Source organism: Acinetobacter sp. ANC 3832, assembly GCF_002135415.1.
Lineage (GTDB): Bacteria > Pseudomonadota > Gammaproteobacteria > Pseudomonadales > Moraxellaceae > Acinetobacter.
Map to the genome: position 1 here is coordinate 28,974 of NZ_NEGJ01000005.1, position 21,056 is coordinate 50,029.

The window sequence follows — 21,056 nt, forward strand, 5'->3', positions numbered from 1 at the left end:
TATACAACGTTCCATAAATGCAACACATAATTGCTCGTCTGATGCTTGGTTTATTCACCGAGATCGCTCACAATACACACTCATAAAACCAAGTGAGTATTTCATGGCTGATGCATTGACGTTAAGAGATTTGTCCAAGACATATCGAAATGGCTTTCAAGCACTCAAAGGAATAGATCTAACTGTTCCAGAAGGCGAATTCTATGCCCTTTTAGGTCCAAATGGTGCAGGCAAATCCACAACGATTAGTATTATCAGTTCTTTGACACGTAAAACTTCAGGTACAGTTGAAATTTTTGGTCATAACTTAGATACCCATCCCTCACATGCTAAACAATGTCTTGGCGTTGTACCGCAAGAGTTTAATTTTGGTCAGTTTGAAAAAACTTTTGATATTTTAGTGACCCAAGCAGGTTATTACGGTATTCCAAGAAAAATTGCTGAACAACGTGCTGAGCACTATTTAGAAAAACTTGGTTTATGGGATAAACGTAATACTCAGGGACGCATGCTTTCTGGTGGTATGAAACGTCGTTTAATGATTGCTCGCGCAATGATGCATGAACCTAAATTATTAATTCTGGATGAACCTACAGCAGGTGTAGATATTGAACTACGTCGTTCAATGTGGGATTTCCTAACTGAAATGAATGACAATGGTACATCGATTATTTTAACCACTCATTACTTAGAAGAAGCAGAAATGCTTTGTCGTCGTATTGCAATTATTGACCGTGGTCTGATTAAAGAAGACACCACGATGAAATCTTTCTTAAATCAATTGAATGAAGAGTCATTTATCTTTGATTTAGAACATCCGATTGAACCGCTGCATATCGATATTATTGGTGTGAAATTTAACTTGATTGATCCTGTGACATTAGAAGTGACTTTAGATAAAGGTCATACCTTAAATGATCTGTTCCAACTTTTAGAAGCTCACGGAATTCGTGTCACCAGTATGCGTAATAAATCGAATCGTCTAGAAGAACTGTTCGTTAAAATGGTTGAGAAAAACCTTGAAGGAGCAGCGCAATGAATTTTACTCAAATGAAAGTTGCGTTGTTTACTTTAGTTCTTAAAGAAGTCCGTCGCTTTATGCGAATTTGGCCACAAACGTTGCTCCCACCTGCGATTACCATGAGTTTATACTTTGTGATCTTTGGTAATTTAGTCGGTTCACGCATTGGGCAAATGGGTGGCTTTAGCTATATGCAGTTTATTGTGCCTGGCTTAATTATGATGGCTGTGATTACCAACAGTTATGCCAACGTATCTTCTAGCTTTTTTAGTGCTAAATTTCAAAAAAGTATTGAAGAATTGATCATGAGCCCTGTTCCACTACATTTAGTGCTTTGGGGATATGTGATTGGTGGTGTGTGCCGTGGTGTATTAGTCGGTGCAATTGTCACGGTGATGAGTCTCTTTTTTACAGACTTAGCCATTCATAATATTTTTGTCACGATCTATACCGTGATCGTCACTTCTTTATTGTTTTCATTGGGCGGATTAATTAATGCAGTTTATGCAAAATCCTTTGATGATATTTCAATTATCCCAACATTCGTATTAACTCCACTTACCTATTTAGGGGGTGTGTTTTATGCGATTAGCTCGTTAAGTCCTTTTTGGCAAAATCTCTCTTTGGTTAACCCAATTGTATATATGGTCAATGCCTTCCGTTTCGGCATCTTAGGTCATAGTGATGTGAATGTGTCATTCTCTTTAATCATTGTGACACTGTGTTGTGTGGCACTGTATGGCATTGCCTACTATTTATTGTCTCGCGGTGAAGGAATGCGTGAATAATGTCTGTAGAACTCTCTTTATTGGGTAAAGATACTCAGTATCCAACGACCTACCAACCTGAAATTCTGTTTCCAATTTCACGTGCTCAAGCACGTGAAAACTATGCTCATATTGAGGGCATATATAAGGGAAAGGATTGGTGGCATATTTTTGAAATTTCTTGGCTAAATGCTAAAGGTATTCCTCAAGTTGCCATTGGTCGCATGATCCTTCCTGCATCATCGCCAAACCTTATTGAGTCAAAATCGCTGAAGTTATACTTTAATAGTATGAACTTCACTCAGTTTGACTCAAAAGAAGCATTTATTACGACAGTCGAGCAAGATTTATCTAAAGCTGCCGAAGCTGAAGTCAAACTAGACTTGTTTCAGGTCGATGATTTAGCCATCAGCCAACCTCAAGGCATTTGCATTGATGATCAAGAACCGACCAATTTAGTCAATCATCCTGATGCATCATTATTAAGCTTAGATGAAAGTGTAGAGACTCAAGCTAAAAATATTGAAGTACAACTCTTTTCTCACTTGCTGAGAAGTAATTGTCCAGTGACTGGACAGCCAGATTGGGGCACAGTTTTTATTCGTTATCAGGGTAAAAAACCTTGTTATCGCAGTATTTTAGCTTATATTATCTCCTATCGTCAGCACAACGGTTTCCACGAACAATGTGTGGAGCAAATTTTTGCTGATATTTGGCAAATCTTAAAGCCAGAAAAGCTGATGGTATATGCAACTTATACACGTCGTGGAGGACTGGATATTAATCCTTGCCGTGTATCTGATGAATCATGGATGCCAAGCCCAATTCGATTGGCGCGACAATAACATTGAGGTTTTCAACATGCCTTTTTTTGGTTTTGTACCGTCTGAAAATTTATTGAAAAATATTCAGACTGGTATTGAGAAAAAAAATTCCAACGAACCACTGTATCCTTTGCGAGATCAAACTGCCCTGCTCATTAATGAAGAAATTATTGATGCACTATTAACAGAGCTTGTTCGTCGCTTTCCTGCTAGTGATAAACGTGATACTGCTGAAAAACTAGCAGGTTATGTAAAATCAACTGTGGCAGTATTGCTTAAACAATTACTCAGTAAAGCGGATAACGATGTTGTTCGCCAATCTATTGAGTTTTCTGAACGTAGCTTATTTAAAGACCCACAAGGACAATTCCGTGTTGGGACAGCATTAAATGCAAATTTAGTGACCAATTTAAAAAGTACTTTTGCTGAAATTCAAGCAGGGACTGATATTAATCGTGCAGGATTGTCTGAACTGTATAAACAGTTTGCAGACGCAACGATTACTCATTTCATGAAGGATTTTAACAAGACTTTAGATTTGGGGATGATTAAGCGTAAAGCATCAGATATCGCAGCGGCAGCAGTAGGTAAAGCAGTCCATATTGCGATTGATAAACTGATCCCGAATTTAACCAAAGATGAATTGAAAGCGATGGCTGAATACCACGACAGCCTATTTTTCAATTGATCTAAAATATGTGATCGAAAACCTAGTCTAGACTAGGTTTTTTTATTGCTAAATATTGATATACATTGCCTTAAATAAAGTTTGTGATAGCATTCGCAAAGCCCTTCAACAGTAATCAATAAGTCTAATGGCACCAAGTTCACAATATAAATTTCTACGCCAAGCACCACGAGATGGATTAAGCACTGCCATGTTGCCCTCAAAGTGGCAACGTCTACATATAGACCCTTGGTTATGTTTATTTTTATTTCTAAATGCAATGCTGGGCTTGGTGGTCCTTTATAGCGCTTCTGCACAAGATGTCGGACTCGTTTCAAAACAAGCCATGAGTTTTGGTATTGGCTGTTTTGTCATGTTCACCTTAGCGCAAATTCCACCCAAAGTTTATCAAGCCTTTTCGCCATACTTTTATAGCTTTGGAATCTTATGCTTATTGGCGGTCATTGCCTTTGGTGAAATACGACTCGGTGCAAAACGTTGGATTGATATTCCTGGCTTCGGTAGTGTGCAGCCCAGTGAATTTATGAAAGTCGGAATGCCATTAATGATTGCATGGTTTTTATCACGCAATGCATTACCACCTAGTTTTAAAAACGTTTTGATTTCCTTGGTCTTAATTGGCGTCCCTTTTTTACTGATTGCAGAACAGCCCGACTTAGGTACATCTCTCCTCATTCTTGCCAGCGGTATTTTTGTACTGTTCTTAAGTGGCTTGTCTTGGAAAATGATTATGGCAGCTTTCGCTGCTGCTGCTGTTGTGATTCCAATTGCTTGGGAATTTCTATTACATGACTATCAACGTCAACGTGTATTAACCCTATTAAATCCCGAAGCCGATGCTTTGGGGACAGGTTGGAATATTATTCAATCTAAAACTGCGATTGGTTCAGGTGGATTTGCTGGCAAAGGTTTCTTAGAAGGCACACAGTCCCATTTACACTTTTTACCAGAAGGTCATACTGACTTTATTATTGCCGCTTTCTCAGAAGAATTTGGTCTTATTGGCATCGTGATTCTTATAACTCTTTATTTTGCCATTATTTTTAGAACATTCCAAATCAGCTTACAGTGCTTCCATAACTATGGACGTTTGGTTGCAGGCGCTTTCGGAATGTCGTTTTTTGTTTATGTATTTGTAAATGCAGGCATGGTCAGTGGTATTTTACCTGTAGTAGGTGTTCCTCTACCTTTTATGAGTTATGGAGGAACTGCAATTATTACTTTGATGGCAACTTTTGGCATCGTGATGTCAATTCATACACATCGTTAATTTACACACATCGTTTTATACACATAAATATAGACCTCTTAAATAGCATCTCTTTATTTGCCCTCATATGAGAAAAATAAAGAGATTATGCATCGCTATGTAAGATGTCTAATAATCAGGAATATATAACACATGTTAAAGTCTGGGCTTATTCAAAAAGTAAGAAATTTAACTTTTTGTGCAGCTGCATTTTCAGTTTCAAGTTTTTGTCAGGCAAATAGTTTTGCCAATGATCCTAATTATAACAACTTCAAAATGAAGACCATGCAAACCTATGGTTTGAGCAGTGAACAAGTTGATTGGGCAATGAATGGTTCAAAAAACTTGCCAAGCATTATCAGCATTATGGAACGTCCAGGTGAAAGTAAGCCATGGTATTCCTATAAGTCGATGTTTGTAACTGAAGGAACCATCCAAAAAGGTGTACGTTTTAAAAACCAATATGCAGATGCTCTCAATCGTGCTGAACAGCAATATGGTGTACCTCAGTCGATCATATTAGGGATCTTAGGCGTAGAAACGGGTTTTGGCTCAAATAAGGGCTCTTTTATCACTCGAGATGCGCTAGCGACGTTAGGGTTCGGTTACGAACGTCGTGCACAATATTTCCAAGATGAATTAGCGGCATTAATCGCATGGTCATATAAAGATGGTGTACCGACCAATTCAATTGTAGGTTCATATGCAGGTGCCGTCGGTTACCCACAGTTCATGCCAAGTAATATTCCTAAATATGGTGTCGATTATGATGGTAATGGACATATTGATTTAAGAAATTCAGCAGTAGATGCCATTGGATCGATTGCTAACTATCTTGCACAGCATGGATGGCAACGCAATCAACCGATCGCTTTTCTTGCTCGATATAGTGGCAATAATCCTGATGCAATCATTGCAAAAGATTTAACGCAACCGACACCCTATGGTGTACTCAAATCACAAGGCATTTCGCCATTGAATCCTATTGTAAAAATTGATGACTTTGATTTGGTCAATGTTATTCAATTACAAGAAGATTATGGCCCTGCTTACTATATTACTTACCCTAATTTTCAAGTCATTACGACTTATAATAAAAGCCGAATGTACGCAACTGCGTTATGGCTTTTAGGTACGGAAATTGCGAGTCGATAAGACTCCAATTTCTTTTTAAAACAATAAATCAAGAAATATTTTTGAGATTCTGATCACAAAACACACTTTTTTTATATTATGTTACAATATTGATTATTTTTTAATCATATCTCGTAAGTTTTTGTCCTTTTTGTAACTGTTTATCAAATATTAGTAGACAGTTTTATTGCTGCATGAATATTATCCCCTACCGTTAAATGTGGTTGCACAAGTGAATTTACAGACCTCTCAGGTTAATTTTCAGCGACTTAGAAAGTTAAATCGAGGTTCCAAGGAGTTAAACGATGCATGCTTCGCTTAAATATATTACTGCCCTGACCATCGGTTTAGGTATGACTCAGCTTAATGCTGAAATGGTTCAGTCATCATACTTAAACAATGATTCAGACAGTTCAAGTCTCGCTTCTCGCGTGATTAGTAAAGATTCAAACAATTTTAATGCTCACTTTTCAAATTTGAACAGTTTAGCAATCACTGAAAGTACAGGTGATAAAATTCGTCGCCAGACTATTGCAGCTAAAATTGCAGTACCGGAAGATGAACCTTCAGTTATTGATAAATTGAATACTGTTGCTTCAAACACTGTTCGTAAATTCAGCCAGACTGGTGTTGCTTCATGGTATGGTCGTCAATTCCACGGTCGTAAAACCGCAAGTGGCGATACATTCGATATGAATGAGCTTACAGCAGCGCACCGTAGCCTACCTTTGAACTGTTATATCCGTGTAACAAACAAAGATAATGGCAAAAGTGTAGTCGTAAAAGTTAACGATCGTGGTCCATTCCATGGCAACCGTGTTCTTGACTTATCTTACGGTGCTGCAAAACGCTTAGGTATGACCAGTTCAGGTACGGGTCGTGTAAGCATAGAACGAGTTGACGGACCTAACTCTTAATCTCATTTCTAGCAACAACACTTAACGCTAAAAACCACTCAGCATGAGTGGTTTTTTATTTGTTGATAAAACTATATCTACATTCTTTGTAAAAAATTTCTAAAAGTATATGATCATCAAATAGATGATTCAATCTGACAGGATGTAGTTGAAATAAAACCAAATAATTTTCAAGATCAAAAACAAAAATTAGAGAACCACATGGAAGATCATGTTCAATCCGCAAATGATAAAATTATGGATCATGCCAAATGAGCAGTATCTATCGGTTTTGTAGCCCAAGGTTTAGGTTATGCCACGGTCATGACTGCTCTACCCTCCATCAAAAGTAAATTCAAACTCTTAGATGATCAACTGTCTATTATTATTTTAGGGGGGATGTATTGCCTCTGTATTAGACTCATTACTTGCAGATCGGCTTGCTGTCAAATTTGGCTCGCGTCTTGCCATTATCATTGGTTTTATATTTGAAGCGATTGGAATGCTCAATGCGACGTTTAGTCATCATCTTTATATGATGGTTTTCAGCTTTATCATTTATGGAATTGGCTTAGGTTGCTTGGATGCTGCATTAAATATGCATGCGGTCATTATTGAGCAAAAGTTAGGTCGTAGCAGCCTTTCTTCGTGCACTAATCATGTCTGCTGCTATCGCCACAGCTTTCGGCGCAACAACTGCCTTATGTATTAGCTATCACCATACTAATCTCTAGTTTATCTACACAATGGTTATTTAAAGTAAAAACATCAACCATAATAAATAAGATTTTAATTGCACCAATACATCTGATATTTTTATACAAAACTTTACTTCTCACATGATTTTAAAGGCGATATTCTATTTAATTAATTCAATTTCATACTTAGATACATTGCATCAATATTCACAATCTTTTAATTGTTCTCTTCGAAAGAGAAGTTAAAAAGTTGTATGCAAGATGTCTATTTTTTCATTATTGGGGGTCATCATGTCATTTACACAACCATCCAAAATATCAAAAATAGTTTTCCCTCTCATCCTTACACAATTTTTCTTAGGATGTTCAAGCAATCCAACACAATCTAAAGATGTAACATCTGAGAATCTATCATCTCAAAATATATCATCTCAAAATTCATTGTTTATCTATGGTGGTCCAATTCTCACCATGCAAGGTGCATCGCCACATTATGTTGAAGCACTTGTGGTTGAAGATGGACGTATCAAATTTGCAGGTGATTTAAATCAAGCCGAAAAGTTAAAACAAAAAAATACCCTATCTGTCGACCTCAAAAACCAAACCATGCTCCCAGGTTTTATCGATGCGCATAGTCATCTCAACAGTGTTGGCTTACAACAAACTGTTGCTAACCTCTATCCAGAACCTGATGGTCATGTTTCTGACATTCCTTCGCTGATTCAAGCCGTGAAAGACTGGCAAGCTAAAAATCCTGAGTTTATAAAAGCCACATCTGGTTGGATTATTGGCAATGGTTATGATGATGCGCAACTGAATGAAAAAAGACATCCGACTGCAAATGAACTTGATTTAATTTCAACAACCAATCCCATAATTATTCTGCATCAATCTGGTCACTTAGCAACGGTCAATCATAAAGCGCTTGAACTTTTAAATATTAATAAAAATACACCAAATCCTGAAGGTGGCATTATTCGAAGAGTAAAAGGTTCACAAGAACCGAATGGAGTATTGGAAGAATCAGTGGTGTTTTCTGCAATGGGAGCCGCATTTAGTAAAGTTCCACCAGAAATTATGCAAAATATGGCGAAAACTGCACTGCAAACCTATGTTAAAAATGGTTATACCACCGTTCAAGAAGGTCGTGCAGACCATGGCACATCTGAATTATGGCGAAGTTTCGCTGCCATGAATCAGTTAAATATTGATGTGGTTGTTTATCCAGATGCCATGAATGAAAAAGACTACATGCTTAAAAATGGTACAAGTCTCGAATATCAAAATCATTTCCGTATTGGCGGGGTAAAAATCAGCTTAGATGGTTCTCCACAAGGCAAAACCGCATGGTTGACCAAACCCTATCTTGTTCCACCTGAAGGTAAGGATAAAAACTATCGTGGTTATCCTGCATATTCACAACAAACTGTTCAAGATGCGATTAACTTAGCTTTTGAACATCATTGGCAAATTCTTGCACATGCCAATGGTGATGCAGCAATTGATCAATATCTTGATACCATCGCTGTAGCAACAAAAAAATATGGTCTCAAAGATCGTCGTAATGTCATCATCCATGCACAAACTATGCGTGAAGATCAACTTGATCGTGCGAAAGAATTAGGTCTTATCCCCTCTTTCTTCTCACTACATACCTATTATTGGGGAGATTGGCATAAGCATGAAACTTTAGGACCTGAACGCGCAAATCGCATTTCCCCAACAGGATCGGCTTTACGCAGGGGTATGATTTTCACAGAGCATCATGATGCGCCTGTTATTCCACCTCGTAACATGATGGTGATTGATGCAACAGTCAATCGTGTCACCCGTTCAGGTGAAGTTTTAGGCGAAGATCAGAAAGTTAGCCCTTATGTTGCACTCAAATCAGTCACAGACTGGGCGGCTTATCAATATTTTGAAGATAAAAACAAAGGAACACTTGAGGCAGGAAAGTTAGCAGATTTTGTGGTTTTAGATCATGATCCATTAAAAGTGCCGACAAATCAGCTAAAAAATATCAATATTGTTTCTGTCTATAAAGAAGGAAAATTGATTTATCAGGCGAATCCTTAAATGGATTTTGGTCTAATCATCAGACAGACCAGTCTATTAATCATCGGTATGGGTACTTTAAGTACACATGCCGAGATTAAAAATTTTGAACCTTCATTTCCGAAATATGATCAAAATAGACAATATCATTCAGCATTTAAAGTTGAAAATATTGGGACTGCAAAACTCAATAATATTTCTATTCTTGCATTGGGTGTAGCTGTTGCAGACCCAACAGCAGATGATGACGAGTTTTATAAAAATTATTCGTCTTGCCAAAACCAGCAAAATTGTCAATTCAAGTTTAAGATCGAGCCTGCAATTGTCAAACAATTAAAAGCGATTTCACTCGCAGGATTTGGCACAATTTTAGTTCCTGCTGATTGGAAGATCATGCAATCCGCCATGGGCGTCAATGGCACAGCATCCACACTGTTGATGAGCCCAAAACAAGATGAAGCCATGACTTTATATAACTCATCCGCTTGTTTAGGTTGTGGCTTACCTCCTGCCACACTCTATTTTCCAGAGTTGATAAAACAAAGTTTGGGCAATGATTATGGTGCTTATAAAGATCCAAATAAATTTTTAACTATTGTAAAACCGAAAAAGAATATTGCTTATTTTAGCTATCAAATTCCAAACTATCCGAATAAAACACATGGTGTTGCAAGCTATACCGCGGGTGATTTCAATTACAAGGAAATTAATCTGACCTTAAAGCCTGAACACAAGCAACTTGCCAAATACATTTTAAATTTTTATTTACTGACCAATCCAATTGAATAACAAATGAATCCCACCATCATAAAAACAACTCTCTTGATGTCTATCCTACTTCCAAGCATGTGTTTTGCTAATGTTGAAACATTTAAACCTGAATTTCCTAAATTTGATCACACTCAACAAAACACTCAAACAACAAAAGTTGAATACTTAGGCTTCGCTACATTAAATGCTCAAGTTAAAATACCCACCTATGTTGTTTCAATCGATAACCCATTTAGTGGTGATGGTCTTTTTAACGATATTGCACCGTGTACTACAGCAAAAACTTGTCAATTTAACTTCAACTTGCCAAAAGCATATGAAACACAATTCAAAATTTTATTACTCTCAGGCATCGGCCCTGTTTTGGTTCCTCAAGACTGGAACATCATTCGAAGCAGTATGGGGGCCTCAGGTGTTGCATCGGCACAACTTTTTAGCCCTGATCAGCAAGAGGTCATTACGATTGACAATACTGCTTCTTGCGCAGGATGTGGTATGCATCAAGCGACTTTGTATTTTCCTGAAATACTCAAAAAAAGTTTAAAATATGAATTCGGTGCTATTCAAGATAAAAATAAATTTCTAAACTTAGTAAAAGTGAATAAACATAAAGTCTATTTTAGCTATCAAATTCCACATTATCCGAATAAAACACATGGCATTGCCTACTATGCGGATGAAGATGATGGAAATGCTTATACCAACTTTCAAAAAATTGAAGTCTCTTTAAAACCTGAGCATAAAGAATTGACCCGTTACATTTTGAATTTTTATCAAAGCACTCATTAGATTTTCCAACAAACCTTCGTCATTTCTACTTAAAAGAAAAAATAAGGAGCGTGCAAAGCTTGGCGCAAAATATCTGTTCAACACAGCAGTCAGTTTTAATTTTGACCGCGTAAATTTTCTCAGTTATATTTCAAAACATAATGAATAAAATAGCCAACCGCATGGAGAGCCAAAATGAGAACAATCAGTGAATGGCTAGATGAATATAGTGAAAGCCATCAAAACCCAACCAATAAAGCAATCCATTGGGTCTGTGTACCCGCCATTCTTTTTTCAATCATTGGTATTTTGGCGCACTTTAATGCCATGCTAACTGCATTGCTGATTGTATTAACCTTGGTTTTCTATGCCCGTTTAGACATTGTGCTTGCTGTTGCAATGGCTGCTCTACTATTTGTGATGGCTTGGTTAATCATCTTACTTCCAGTCGGCGTCGGCTTTTATATTGGTGTTTTTGTGGTGTCATGGATTGGACAATTCTATGGTCACAAAGTAGAAGGTAAAAAGCCTTCATTCTTTAAAGACCTCCAATTTCTCCTTATTGGCCCTGTATGGTGCATGAATGCCTATTTAGCTAAAATCCTACCTAAATGGAAAAGACGCCAACTAGTGGCTGTTTAAAGCTATTTTGAATAGGCTAAATATTTTTAGGATACTTAGCCTCATTTTATTCAGTGAATAAAGTAATTCAACAGGTAAAAACTCAATAAACTTAGCCCTAGATTCAACAATATTTTCTTAAAAAGCACAGCAAAAATAACAGATAAAATGGCGGTTAAAAAATAGGGATCTAAAGGTAATGAACGTAATTGCTCTCCATTAAAAAAGATAATCGGTGTGCAAATAGCGGTAAGCAAACATGGTGCTGAATAGTTCAACATCTGTTGTGCAAATTTTGCCAAACGAACAGAGATATTCGGTTCTAGAAAAAAATAACGATTGAAAAATACAACACAAGCTAAAGTCAGTAAAAGTATCCAAGTCATTCTTTACGCTCCAATAATTTTGCTGTACACATTGCCGTAAACATTCCCAACAATCCTGCAAACACAGTGCCTGCTTCTATATGTAGATGATGAAAGACCAAAGCCGAAATAAGGGTGGTCATCACTCCCATTAAAGTGGCTCGGTTCTTAATCATAGGAACAATAATGCAAATAAAAACTGCAACAATTGAGAAATCCAAATGTAAGCGCTCTAAATCAGGAATCACATTTGCGAGAAAAATCCCAAGTAAACTAAATAAGCACCAAGCCAAATAAAAACATAAACCTGCACCCAATAAATAGGCAAAAGAACGCTGTGCTTTCTGTGCAATGCCCACGGCAAATAATTCATCTGTAAGTAAAAAACCAAGTACTAAACGTTTTTTTAAAGGTAGATACATTACGTCCTGTCGAAAATTTAAGGCATAAATAAAATGTTGAGCACTAATAAAAAAGACCGTAATAACAATGGTAAAAAATGAAGCCCCAGACATCACTAACCCCAAGCTGACCAGCTGTGCAGCTCCAGCAAAAATAACTGCGGACATTGCAAAAGCTTGGGCAAAACTTAGACCTGCATTGACTGCCATTGAGCCAGCCAATATCCCCCAAGGTAAAACTGCAATTGAAAGCGGTAAAATATCAAAAGCACCTTGGTAAAATACTTTTAAATGGGTTGCTTTATTGGGTAAAGGACAATCATCCAAGGCTTTGGTCTGTAGTTCCATGACATATACATACTTTTTAAGATAAGCATCAGTGTCATCATTTTTTTATCAGATGGCTTGAATAAAATTGCTATGTGATCAATTTAAAATTCAGCATATATTGCGAAGGTGTTACTCCCATTGCTTTTTTGAAGTGCCGATTAAAATGGCTTTGATCTGAAAAACCACTATTTTGGGCTGTAATTGCAATGTTATGACCTTGCTTTAATAATTGTCGTGCTTTTTGCAATCTCAATTGCACCAACCAACTATGCGGTGGTAACCCTGTATATTTTTTAAATTCTCGTAAAAAATGCCAAGGGCTTAAGCCCACATAAGCGGCTAATTCTGATAAAGAATAATCATGCTCAGGTGAACTGCTCAGTAAGTCTTTAATAACTTCTATTTTTCTCTGAGCTTCGGGTAACTCTGTAGGTGTCAATTTAGCTTTGCCATAACGACTGATTAAACGCGCGATGGTGGATAAATACATACTTTCTTTTAATAATGAATTTTCTTTTTGTTCTAATAAATCAAAAAGTAAGCAAAGTTGTTGAGCCAAACCTAAATCACGAACAACCGCAGTGGGAAACCAAGGCACACTATTTTTAAGGGTAAAAAAATCCTGACTAATATCAAACAGCATTTCAGGTGTTGGATAAATCGCACGATAACCCCAACCCGACTCCACAGCAGATGATCCTGTATGAATTTCATCTGCATTCACCAAAATAATGTCGCCCTTCGGTGCGGTGTGTAGCTGACCTGTACGAAAAAAACTTTGAGCACCTTCCTCAATCACCCCAATGCAATAGCCTTCATGGACATGCTTAGAAAATTGCTTTTGATGATAACGCGCTTTGAGTAATTCCAAACCACCCAATTCTTTCACATGTAGAAAGTTAGCTTGCTCCAGCATTTTCATATTCAAATTGATTCAACATATTTTAAAATAACATGATTCAAAAAAACGTATAGAACAAAATTGCTATGCTCAGAGGGAATCTGTTTTTGTCAGCTAAAAGCTGAGTTGAAATTATTGATAGGTTTTTCCATTATGCTTTAACCATCCAGCTGGATGTCTTTTTTGCGGATCACGATGCGTCCAATGAATTACACCACCTTGATTGCTATATTCATATTCACCCAAAAATTCGACTAAATCACCTTTACGTAAATTTTCAATTTTAGGTGCTAAATCAATATTATGTGCAACCAATACAGTTAAACCATTGTCTAAGTTTAGAATAAATTTTTGATGGCGCGAACCTTCATTATCATCTCGTAAAACAGCTTTCACATGACCAAAAGATTGCACTTGAACATTGCTTAACTTACTATCATAGGCTTTACGAATAACCTCTAAACCGTGCTGACTTTGACTGCTCTGCCCCACATCGACAGTTTGAGTATTGGCTGAATTTGGTTGACTGATATTGGCTTGCTGTGAAGATGCATCAGTTTTATGTTGATTAGCATCAAAACCTAAATATGCAGCTAAAAGTAAGCCGATAACAGCACTGATCCCTAAATTTGTTTTATTTGCCATAAGAATAATTCTATTTAATTACACTGAAATTATATTTTATTCTACTCAATAAAATACCCTCAATGTTATTAAAAAACACTCCGTACATAAAGCTTCTTGCATAAAGACTTTTGCTTTTTTTTAAAGCAAAAAATAAAGTATTTAATAACAACTAAGCAAAATATCTATTTTTATTCAATATCTTAATACAAAAAAAAGCCCTCTAAATCGAGGGCTTCTTATCATTCATACTGATTCAGTACAAATTATTTTGCAGCAGCTTGAGCAGCAGCAACTTCTTCAGCGAAGCTCATTTCTGCTTTTTTCTCAATGCCTTCGCCTACTTCGAAACGAACGAATTCAACAACAGTTGTACCCGTAGATTTCAATACATCAGCAACTTTCTTGTCGTTGTCAATCACGTACATTTGACGATCAAGTGCAACTTCATTCAAGTATTTCTCAACTGAACCAGTCACCATTTTTTCAACGATATTTGCTGGTTTACCAGATTCGATCGCTTTCGCTTCAGCAATTTCTTTTTCTTTAGCGATAAGATCTGCAGAAACACCTTCAGCAGATACAGCAACTGGGTTGAATGCAGCAACGTGCATTGCAATACCTTTACCAGTAGCAGCATCACCAGTGTAAGATACAACAACACCAATTTTTAAACCGTGTTTGTAAACAGCTAAGTTATCGCCAGTCACAATTTTTGCACGACGAACTTGGATGTTTTCACCGATTTTTTGAACAAGAGCAATACGCGCTTCTTCAACAGTAGTGCCATCTTCAAGTTTTAATTCAGCAATTTTAGCAACATCAGTTTCATTTGCAGCCAATGCAGCAGCAGCAACTTTAGCTGAGAAACCAGCAAAGTTTTCATCTTTAGCAACGAAGTCAGTTTGGCTGTTAATTTCAACTAAAATCGCTTTATTACCTTCTTGAACGATTGTGATCGCACCGTCAGCTGCAATGTTGCCTGCTTTTTTAGCAGCTTTAGCTTGACCGGATTTACGAAGGTTATCAATCGCTAATTCGATGTCACCATCAGCTTCTGTCAAAGCTTTTTTGCATTCCATCATTGCAAGACCAGTACGGTCACGTAATTCTTTTACCATGCTCGCAGTAACTGCAGTCATGTTGTTCTCCTAAATTCGGTAGAAAAATGAATCTGATCAACAAAAACGGCCCAAAGTCTTCTCTGGGCCGTTTTGCTTGCTTGACGCTTAATTTGCCACCATTACATGTCGCAAAAATGACAAAATCACGTCAAAACGCATTAAGCCTCAGGAGCTGCTTCTTTAGCAGCTTCTTCGCCTTTAGCTTGTGCATTTGCTTGAGTTTGCGCATATTCTTTACCAGCAATAATCGCATCAGCCATAGCAGAAGCATAAAGAGTTACGGCACGGATCGCATCATCGTTACCTGGAATAACGTAATCTACGTTATCTGGGTTAGAGTTTGTATCAACGATACCAATTACAGGAATACCAAGGTTCTTAGCTTCTTTAATTGCAATCGCTTCATGATCAACATCGATGATGAATAATGCGTCAGGTAAACCACCCATGTTTTTAACGCCGCCTAAACCACGTTCAAGTTTTTCCATCTCACGAGTACGCTCTAAAGCTTCACGTTTAGTAAGCTTAAGGAAAGTACCATCTTGAGATTGAGTTTGAAGGTCTTTTAAACGGTTGATTGATTGACGAAGAGTTTTCCAGTTCGTCAACATACCACCTAACCAACGGTGATCTACATATGGTTGACCAGCGCGTTGAGCTTGTTCACGGATGATATTAGAAGCAGCGCGTTTAGTACCAACGAACAATACTTTGTTCTTTTTGCTAGCAAGGTTGTTAACAAAATTCAAAGCATCATTTAACGCAGGAACAGTGTGCTCAAGGTTAATGATGTGAATTCGGTTACGTGCACCAAAAATATATTGACGCATTTTTGGGTTCCAAAAACGTGTTTGGTGACCAAAGTGCGCGCCTGCTTGAAGAAGGTCACGCATGCTTACGTTGTAATCTGCCATTTTCTTTACCTTAAAGTTTGGGTTAGGCCTCCATATGTCCGCATCCTCCACCCTTTCAGGCACCCAGAGAAATGTGACGACATATGTGCGGATTTTAAAAAATACCCCGATCAATGTCTTCCATAGAACATTCTTAACGAATGTCACGAAAAAGCATTTGATAAATTGGGCGGCTATTTATACCATAGTCACATATAAATTTCCAAAAGTTTTTAAAGATCATGAATAGTACTTATGAAGCACCACGTCGTTTAATTAAAACTCCAGATGAAATTGAAAAAATGCGTACAGCAGGACGACTGGCGGCAGACATTCTAGATATGATCAAACCGCATATTAAACCAGGTGTTTCAACACTAGAATTAGATACGATTTGTCATGATTATATTGTGAATGTACAAGAAGCGATTCCTGCTTGTTTAGGCTATGGCGGTGCACCAGGTCGTGCTCCTTTCCAACATTCAATCTGTACTTCTGTTAATCACGTCGTCTGTCATGGCATTCCATCTGAAAGTAAAATTCTGAAAAAAGGTGACATCCTAAACATTGACGTTACTGTTATTAAAGATGGTTATCACGGCGATACCAATATGATGTACATCGTTGGTGGTGAAACATCTATTCTTGCAGAGCGTTTATGTAAAGTTGCTCAAGAAGCCATGTATCGTGGTATGGAAACAGTGAAACCAGGTTCAACCATTGGTGATATCGGTCATGCGATTCAAAAATATGTTGAGTCTGAACGCTTTGGTGTTGTACGTGAATACTGTGGTCATGGGATTGGTACTGTATTTCATGATGAACCACAAGTGTTGCACTACGGTCAATCAAACTCAGGCATGATTTTAGAAGAAGGCATGACTTTTACCATTGAGCCGATGGTCAATGGTGGTGATTGGAAAACCAAATTGCTCGGTGATAAATGGACTGTTGTGACGAAAGACCATACTTTATCGGCACAATATGAGCATACTTTACTGGTCACTAAAACAGGTGTTGAAGTTCTGACTGCACGTCCGGAAGAAGATTTATCTCGTTTTAATCAGTAAAAATCATAGGCTGAATTAACCTAGAAAAATATTTTAAGGGTCACGTCAAGTGACCCTTTTTTTGCTTTTAGCATTTTTGAGCATAGCTATAAGGGATTAAATTTCTGATTTTAATAAAAACAATCAACCTATATAACGATCATATTCATGTAATTCAAAAGTAACTTGCTTACAAATTTGGCATTTTTCTTACGATTTAGCTGATAAAAATATAAGAAATTAACATCTTCTTAAAAAAGTCCTATCAAAATCAACATAAATAATTGCATGAATATTTTAATAATAAATACGCATAAAAATGAGCATCAATAAAAGGACATGGAGTCCACTACTATGAAAAAATCTATCTGTTGGTTAACTGCTTCTTGCCTTGCCTTACCCATTTTAAGCCATGCTGATTCACCTTATTTTAGTTTTAAAGATGGTGATGATTTTAAGCGTTTTTCAGTTTCAGCAGGTTGGCTGCATGTGATGCCTCAAGGCAAAGCCAATCCATTTAATATCAGTACGACAATCCCAGAAGGAAAACAAAGTGCTGTAGGTCGAGTCAAAGCAGATTCTGTCCTCAATGCAATTGATACTTCAACTGAAACTGGTGCTGAGAAAAAGAAAGTACTCGAAGGAGTTTTAAATTCAATATTGGCAGGGACGATTTCAGATAAAGATGAAAATGGGGTGCGTTATTTAAAACCCGAAGTTGCAGGACAAGCCACGCTGAATGGTCTCTCACAATGGACAGCAGAAGGTACTGGTTTAGAAGCAGACAATGTCGATACTTTAGGTATCATTTCTAACTATCATTTCACAGATCATGTTTCATTAGAAGTAAAAGCAGGCATTCCACCAAAAGTCGATATTAAAGGCAAAGGTGAGATTACAGCGCATCTGAGTGGATCAGCCAAACCTGGGGGTCTAGGCGCCATTATTGGTGAATTACCTTTAAAGCAAGATATTCCAATTACCGATCTATCCTCTCAAAGTTCGGCAGCATCAGCACGAGCTTGGACACCTGCTGTTGAACTCCATTACCAATTCGGCAAGTCTGGAGTTAATAAGTTTCGACCTTATTTAGGGGTCGGTGTCATGTACGCTTATTTTAATGACCTTAAAGTAAATCCAAGTATAGAATCAGACTTAGTTGCAGCAGGCCATATGATTCAGAATATTAATGATGGCAAAGCAGGACAAGCCTTAGATAAAGTAAATTCATCAGCTGACCCAAAGGTTAAACTTGATGCAGAAGATGCATGGGCACCCATCGTCACAGCAGGTTTTACCTATGACTTTAAACCCAATTGGTTTGCTGTTGCCTCAGTTTCTTATGCCAAGTTGAATAACAATACCAACATTGATGTTGTCGATAATCACACGGGAAATCAACTTATTCATGCAACCACGAAAATTGATATTGACCCTATTTTGACGTATATGGGTGTTGGTTATCGTTTTTAAAAATAGAGACCATATTTAGACTAGATCACTCATATAAGAAGCATCTAGCTTTTTATCCTTCACGGAAAATGAAAAGCTAGATACGATTGCTAATCAACTTTCCTTGAAAATTATTACGTGCGATCATTGATGGTCGCATTTTGATTAAATAAAAATTGTTTAACTGAATCTAAAATATTTAAAGCCAAATCATGATTCACTGAACGCGCAAGGATAAGCGCACCAGAAAGTAAACTGAGTTTCACAATCGCCTCCTCACTGATTTGATTCTGATCATCAGCATTTTCAAGTTGCGTTAAAATCTTAAGTAAAGACTGTATTCCATCATCAAATGATTGTTTAACAGGTTTATCATTTTCTTCTCTAGCAACATCAATGGTGAGTGTTGATAAGGGGCAACTTTGACTTGGGTTTTCAAGATTTTTTTCACTCAAATAGCGTTCAACAATGGTATCTAAAGCCATTTTTTCTGTATCTGACTCTTGAATAATTTTTTTCCATTTAGCAGTTGATTGATCAAATGTGTTCTTGCATGCGATGTCTATCAGCTCATCTTTATTTTGAAAATGTTTATAAAAACCACCATGCGTAAGCCCAACTGCATGCATTAAATCAGTCACACTTACCCCAAAACCTTTATCTCTGAGTAAATGCGAACTCATTTTTTCAATATTTTTTTTATTTTCAGCAGCGAGTTGCTTTGAAACACGTGGCATAGACCTAATTCCCAATTAAATAAATCATTAAATTTGAAATAATATATCTTCATTTTATTATAGATTATGAATATAATCTATTTTTAATGTGTGCTTTAACATTTTTTGATCAGAAAATTACATTGATCTATTCAATAGGGCAATAAGTTACTGAATTTAGGTTGACTCAATATCTTGCATCAGTTTTTACAAACTTAATTTTTCTTCTTGAAGAAAAATTAAAAGAATTTATTCAAGATATTAACTGATAAAAATTACTTTCTAAGCAGAAGATAATTGTATACCCGTTCAAAAAGGATGATGTATGGAAGCAGATGTACAAGCGAATAAATTTTCCAAAACTTTAATTATCATGTTGATTGGTAGCGCATTTATTCTAGCGCTCTCTTTAGGCATTAGACATGGTTTTGGTTTATATCTTGTTCCAATGAGCCATGAATTTGGATGGAGCCATCAAGTCTTTAGCTTAGCAATTGCGATGCAAAACTTATTTTGGGGAGCAGTTCAGCCGTTTACTGGCGCTTTAGCAGATAAATATGGCAGTAAAAAAGTTGTCGCGATTGGTGGTGTACTTTATGTCATCGGCTTATTGCTCATGTCTATCAGTTCTAGTGCTTGGCTACTTGATCTAAGTGCTGGGCTCATCATTGGTATGGCACTTTCTGCGACCTCATTCTCTGTTTTGCTGTCTGCTGTTGGGCGTGCAGCACATCCCTCCAGACGGAGTATGGCGATGGGTATTGCAAGTGCTGCAGGTTCATTTGGTCAGTTCATCATGCTACCTACTACCCTACTTTTGATTAAAAATATGGGTTGGTCTTCCGCGTTAGTCATCAGTGCCATATTGGTTGCTTTAATTATTCCATTGGCATGGACATTAAAAGCACCGATGTATATTGACCCGAATGCGAAGGCAACGACCAAACCTGCTTTAACATTTAAACAAATTTTAAATATCGCCTTTAAGCACAAACCATTTTTATGGTTAGGTTTAGGCTTTCTTGTCTGTGGCTTTCAAGTGGTTTTTCTTGGTATTCACTTACCAGGTTATTTAATTGATCATGGCTTTGATGCATCGACTGGAACCATATTTTTAGCCTTGGTGGGTTTATTTAATATTATTGGAACTTATGGTGCAGGTTATTTAGGTGATAAATTTTCTAAACCGCATTTACTGATGTGGCTTTATGGCTTACGTGGTATCGCGATTATTACTTTCTTAGCATTACCTTTAACCATTTGGTCAGTCTATGCTTTTGGTACGGTGATGGGACTTTTATGGTTATCTACTGTTCCACTCACCAATGGTATTGTTGCCAATATGTTTGGTGTAAAATATTTAACAATGCTCAGTGGAATTGTATTTTTCACCCATCAAGTCGGTTCATTTTTTGGTGGATGGCTCGGTGGGCTAAACCATGATATAACGGGTAATTACAATATGATTTGGGCATGTTCGATCGTGCTTAGCTTTTTTGGCGTAATTGTACATTTCTTTGTGAATGAGAAGGCGGTGGTCGATGACTGATACCTTAGGATGGTTAAAACTTAGTATTTGGATTGGCATAATCGTCTTCCTAGGACTCTCTATTCTACTCTGGATGAATACGCCTGAATTATTTGAATATTTCAATATGGCTTTTTGTGCGCATTAAACCTTTGAGATAAGACCTTTCTATTGATACAAA

22 protein-coding genes and 1 pseudogene are annotated in these 21,056 nt (G+C 37.1%); 16 read left to right on the forward strand and 7 right to left on the reverse strand.

What is annotated here, in order from left to right:
- Positions 1–103: 103 nt before the first annotated feature.
- From B9T35_RS08335 to B9T35_RS08385, 12 genes and pseudogenes are all read left to right on the forward strand, one after another.
- Positions 104–1,039, forward strand: coding sequence for an ABC transporter ATP-binding protein (locus B9T35_RS08335; protein WP_086190664.1), 936 nt, complete (start codon positions 104–106; stop codon positions 1,037–1,039).
- On the forward strand, positions 1,036–1,809 hold the full coding sequence (locus B9T35_RS08340; protein WP_086190665.1) for an ABC transporter permease: 774 nt from the start codon (positions 1,036–1,038) through the stop codon (positions 1,807–1,809). Before B9T35_RS08335 ends, B9T35_RS08340 begins: the two co-directional genes overlap by 4 nt.
- Entirely contained in the window at positions 1,809–2,633 is an 825-nt protein-coding gene (gene queF, locus B9T35_RS08345) for an NADPH-dependent 7-cyano-7-deazaguanine reductase QueF (protein ID WP_086190666.1), read from the forward strand. Before B9T35_RS08340 ends, queF begins: the two co-directional genes overlap by 1 nt.
- Positions 2,634–2,649: 16 nt before the next feature.
- Positions 2,650–3,300, forward strand: coding sequence for a hypothetical protein (locus B9T35_RS08350; protein WP_086190667.1), 651 nt, complete (start codon positions 2,650–2,652; stop codon positions 3,298–3,300).
- Between the two features lie 127 nt (positions 3,301–3,427).
- Entirely contained in the window at positions 3,428–4,570 is a 1,143-nt protein-coding gene (rodA, locus tag B9T35_RS08355; protein WP_086190668.1) for a rod shape-determining protein RodA, read from the forward strand.
- A 132-nt stretch (positions 4,571–4,702) separates the two neighbouring features.
- Positions 4,703–5,704: a lytic murein transglycosylase B gene (gene mltB, locus B9T35_RS08360; protein WP_086190669.1), complete on the forward strand. Its 1,002-nt coding sequence runs from the start codon at positions 4,703–4,705 to the stop codon at positions 5,702–5,704.
- A 284-nt stretch (positions 5,705–5,988) separates the two neighbouring features.
- On the forward strand, positions 5,989–6,600 hold the full coding sequence (locus tag B9T35_RS08365) for a septal ring lytic transglycosylase RlpA family protein (RefSeq protein WP_086190670.1): 612 nt from the start codon (positions 5,989–5,991) through the stop codon (positions 6,598–6,600).
- 264 nt (positions 6,601–6,864) lie between these two features.
- Positions 6,865–7,362 (forward strand): annotated as a pseudogene (locus B9T35_RS18825) (MFS transporter); the annotation flags it as partial.
- A gap of 206 nt (positions 7,363–7,568) precedes the next feature.
- On the forward strand, positions 7,569–9,353 hold the full coding sequence (locus B9T35_RS08370; RefSeq protein ID WP_086190671.1) for an amidohydrolase: 1,785 nt from the start codon (positions 7,569–7,571) through the stop codon (positions 9,351–9,353).
- Complete coding sequence (locus B9T35_RS08375) at positions 9,354–10,121, forward strand: DUF4850 domain-containing protein (protein WP_086190672.1); 768 nt, start codon at positions 9,354–9,356, stop codon at positions 10,119–10,121.
- Positions 10,122–10,157: 36 nt separating this feature from the next.
- Positions 10,158–10,892, forward strand: a complete 735-nt coding sequence (locus B9T35_RS08380; protein WP_228147107.1) for a DUF4850 domain-containing protein — start codon at positions 10,158–10,160, stop codon at positions 10,890–10,892.
- Positions 10,893–11,066: 174 nt separating this feature from the next.
- Positions 11,067–11,513 (forward strand): DUF962 domain-containing protein, encoded by a 447-nt coding sequence (locus B9T35_RS08385; RefSeq protein ID WP_086190673.1) that lies wholly within the window; start codon positions 11,067–11,069, stop codon positions 11,511–11,513.
- A 50-nt stretch (positions 11,514–11,563) separates the two neighbouring features.
- Here the strand turns inward: B9T35_RS08385 and B9T35_RS08390 are convergent, their stop codons facing one another.
- From B9T35_RS08390 to rpsB, 6 genes are all read right to left on the reverse strand, one after another.
- Positions 11,564–11,878: an AzlD domain-containing protein gene (locus tag B9T35_RS08390; RefSeq protein WP_086190674.1), complete on the reverse strand. Its 315-nt coding sequence runs from the start codon at positions 11,876–11,878 to the stop codon at positions 11,564–11,566.
- Positions 11,875–12,606 carry an AzlC family ABC transporter permease gene (locus tag B9T35_RS08395; RefSeq protein ID WP_086190675.1) on the reverse strand — a complete coding sequence of 244 codons (732 nt, stop codon included), beginning with the start codon at positions 12,604–12,606 and terminating at the stop codon, positions 11,875–11,877. Before B9T35_RS08395 ends, B9T35_RS08390 begins: the two co-directional genes overlap by 4 nt.
- A gap of 70 nt (positions 12,607–12,676) precedes the next feature.
- Positions 12,677–13,504 carry an AraC family transcriptional regulator gene (locus tag B9T35_RS08400; protein WP_086190676.1) on the reverse strand — a complete coding sequence of 276 codons (828 nt, stop codon included), beginning with the start codon at positions 13,502–13,504 and terminating at the stop codon, positions 12,677–12,679.
- 117 nt (positions 13,505–13,621) lie between these two features.
- The gene (locus tag B9T35_RS08405; protein ID WP_086190677.1) at positions 13,622–14,134 is read right to left on the reverse strand and encodes a DUF3465 domain-containing protein; all 513 of its coding nucleotides are present in this window, start codon (positions 14,132–14,134) and stop codon (positions 13,622–13,624) included.
- Between the two features lie 245 nt (positions 14,135–14,379).
- Positions 14,380–15,255 (reverse strand): translation elongation factor Ts, encoded by an 876-nt coding sequence (gene tsf / locus B9T35_RS08410; RefSeq protein ID WP_086190678.1) that lies wholly within the window; start codon positions 15,253–15,255, stop codon positions 14,380–14,382.
- 140 nt (positions 15,256–15,395) lie between these two features.
- Complete coding sequence (gene rpsB, locus B9T35_RS08415) at positions 15,396–16,151, reverse strand: 30S ribosomal protein S2 (RefSeq protein WP_086190679.1); 756 nt, start codon at positions 16,149–16,151, stop codon at positions 15,396–15,398.
- A 221-nt stretch (positions 16,152–16,372) separates the two neighbouring features.
- On the opposite strand from rpsB, the gene map reads away from it, so the two are divergent.
- Together map and B9T35_RS08425 are read left to right on the forward strand one after the other, a co-directional pair.
- Positions 16,373–17,200, forward strand: a complete 828-nt coding sequence (gene map / locus B9T35_RS08420; RefSeq protein ID WP_086190680.1) for a type I methionyl aminopeptidase — start codon at positions 16,373–16,375, stop codon at positions 17,198–17,200.
- A 333-nt stretch (positions 17,201–17,533) separates the two neighbouring features.
- Positions 17,534–18,652, forward strand: a complete 1,119-nt coding sequence (locus tag B9T35_RS08425) for an OmpW/AlkL family protein (RefSeq protein WP_086190681.1) — start codon at positions 17,534–17,536, stop codon at positions 18,650–18,652.
- A 113-nt stretch (positions 18,653–18,765) separates the two neighbouring features.
- Here the strand turns inward: B9T35_RS08425 and B9T35_RS08430 are convergent, their stop codons facing one another.
- Positions 18,766–19,368 carry a TetR/AcrR family transcriptional regulator gene (locus tag B9T35_RS08430; RefSeq protein WP_086190682.1) on the reverse strand — a complete coding sequence of 201 codons (603 nt, stop codon included), beginning with the start codon at positions 19,366–19,368 and terminating at the stop codon, positions 18,766–18,768.
- 304 nt (positions 19,369–19,672) lie between these two features.
- Between B9T35_RS08430 and B9T35_RS08435 the strand changes: the two genes are divergently transcribed.
- Both B9T35_RS08435 and B9T35_RS18770 read left to right on the forward strand, forming a co-directional pair.
- The gene (locus B9T35_RS08435; protein ID WP_086190683.1) at positions 19,673–20,896 is read left to right on the forward strand and encodes an MFS transporter; all 1,224 of its coding nucleotides are present in this window, start codon (positions 19,673–19,675) and stop codon (positions 20,894–20,896) included.
- Positions 20,889–21,023 carry a hypothetical protein gene (locus B9T35_RS18770; protein ID WP_265733439.1) on the forward strand — a complete coding sequence of 45 codons (135 nt, stop codon included), beginning with the start codon at positions 20,889–20,891 and terminating at the stop codon, positions 21,021–21,023. Before B9T35_RS08435 ends, B9T35_RS18770 begins: the two co-directional genes overlap by 8 nt.
- Positions 21,024–21,056: the final 33 nt, after the last annotated feature.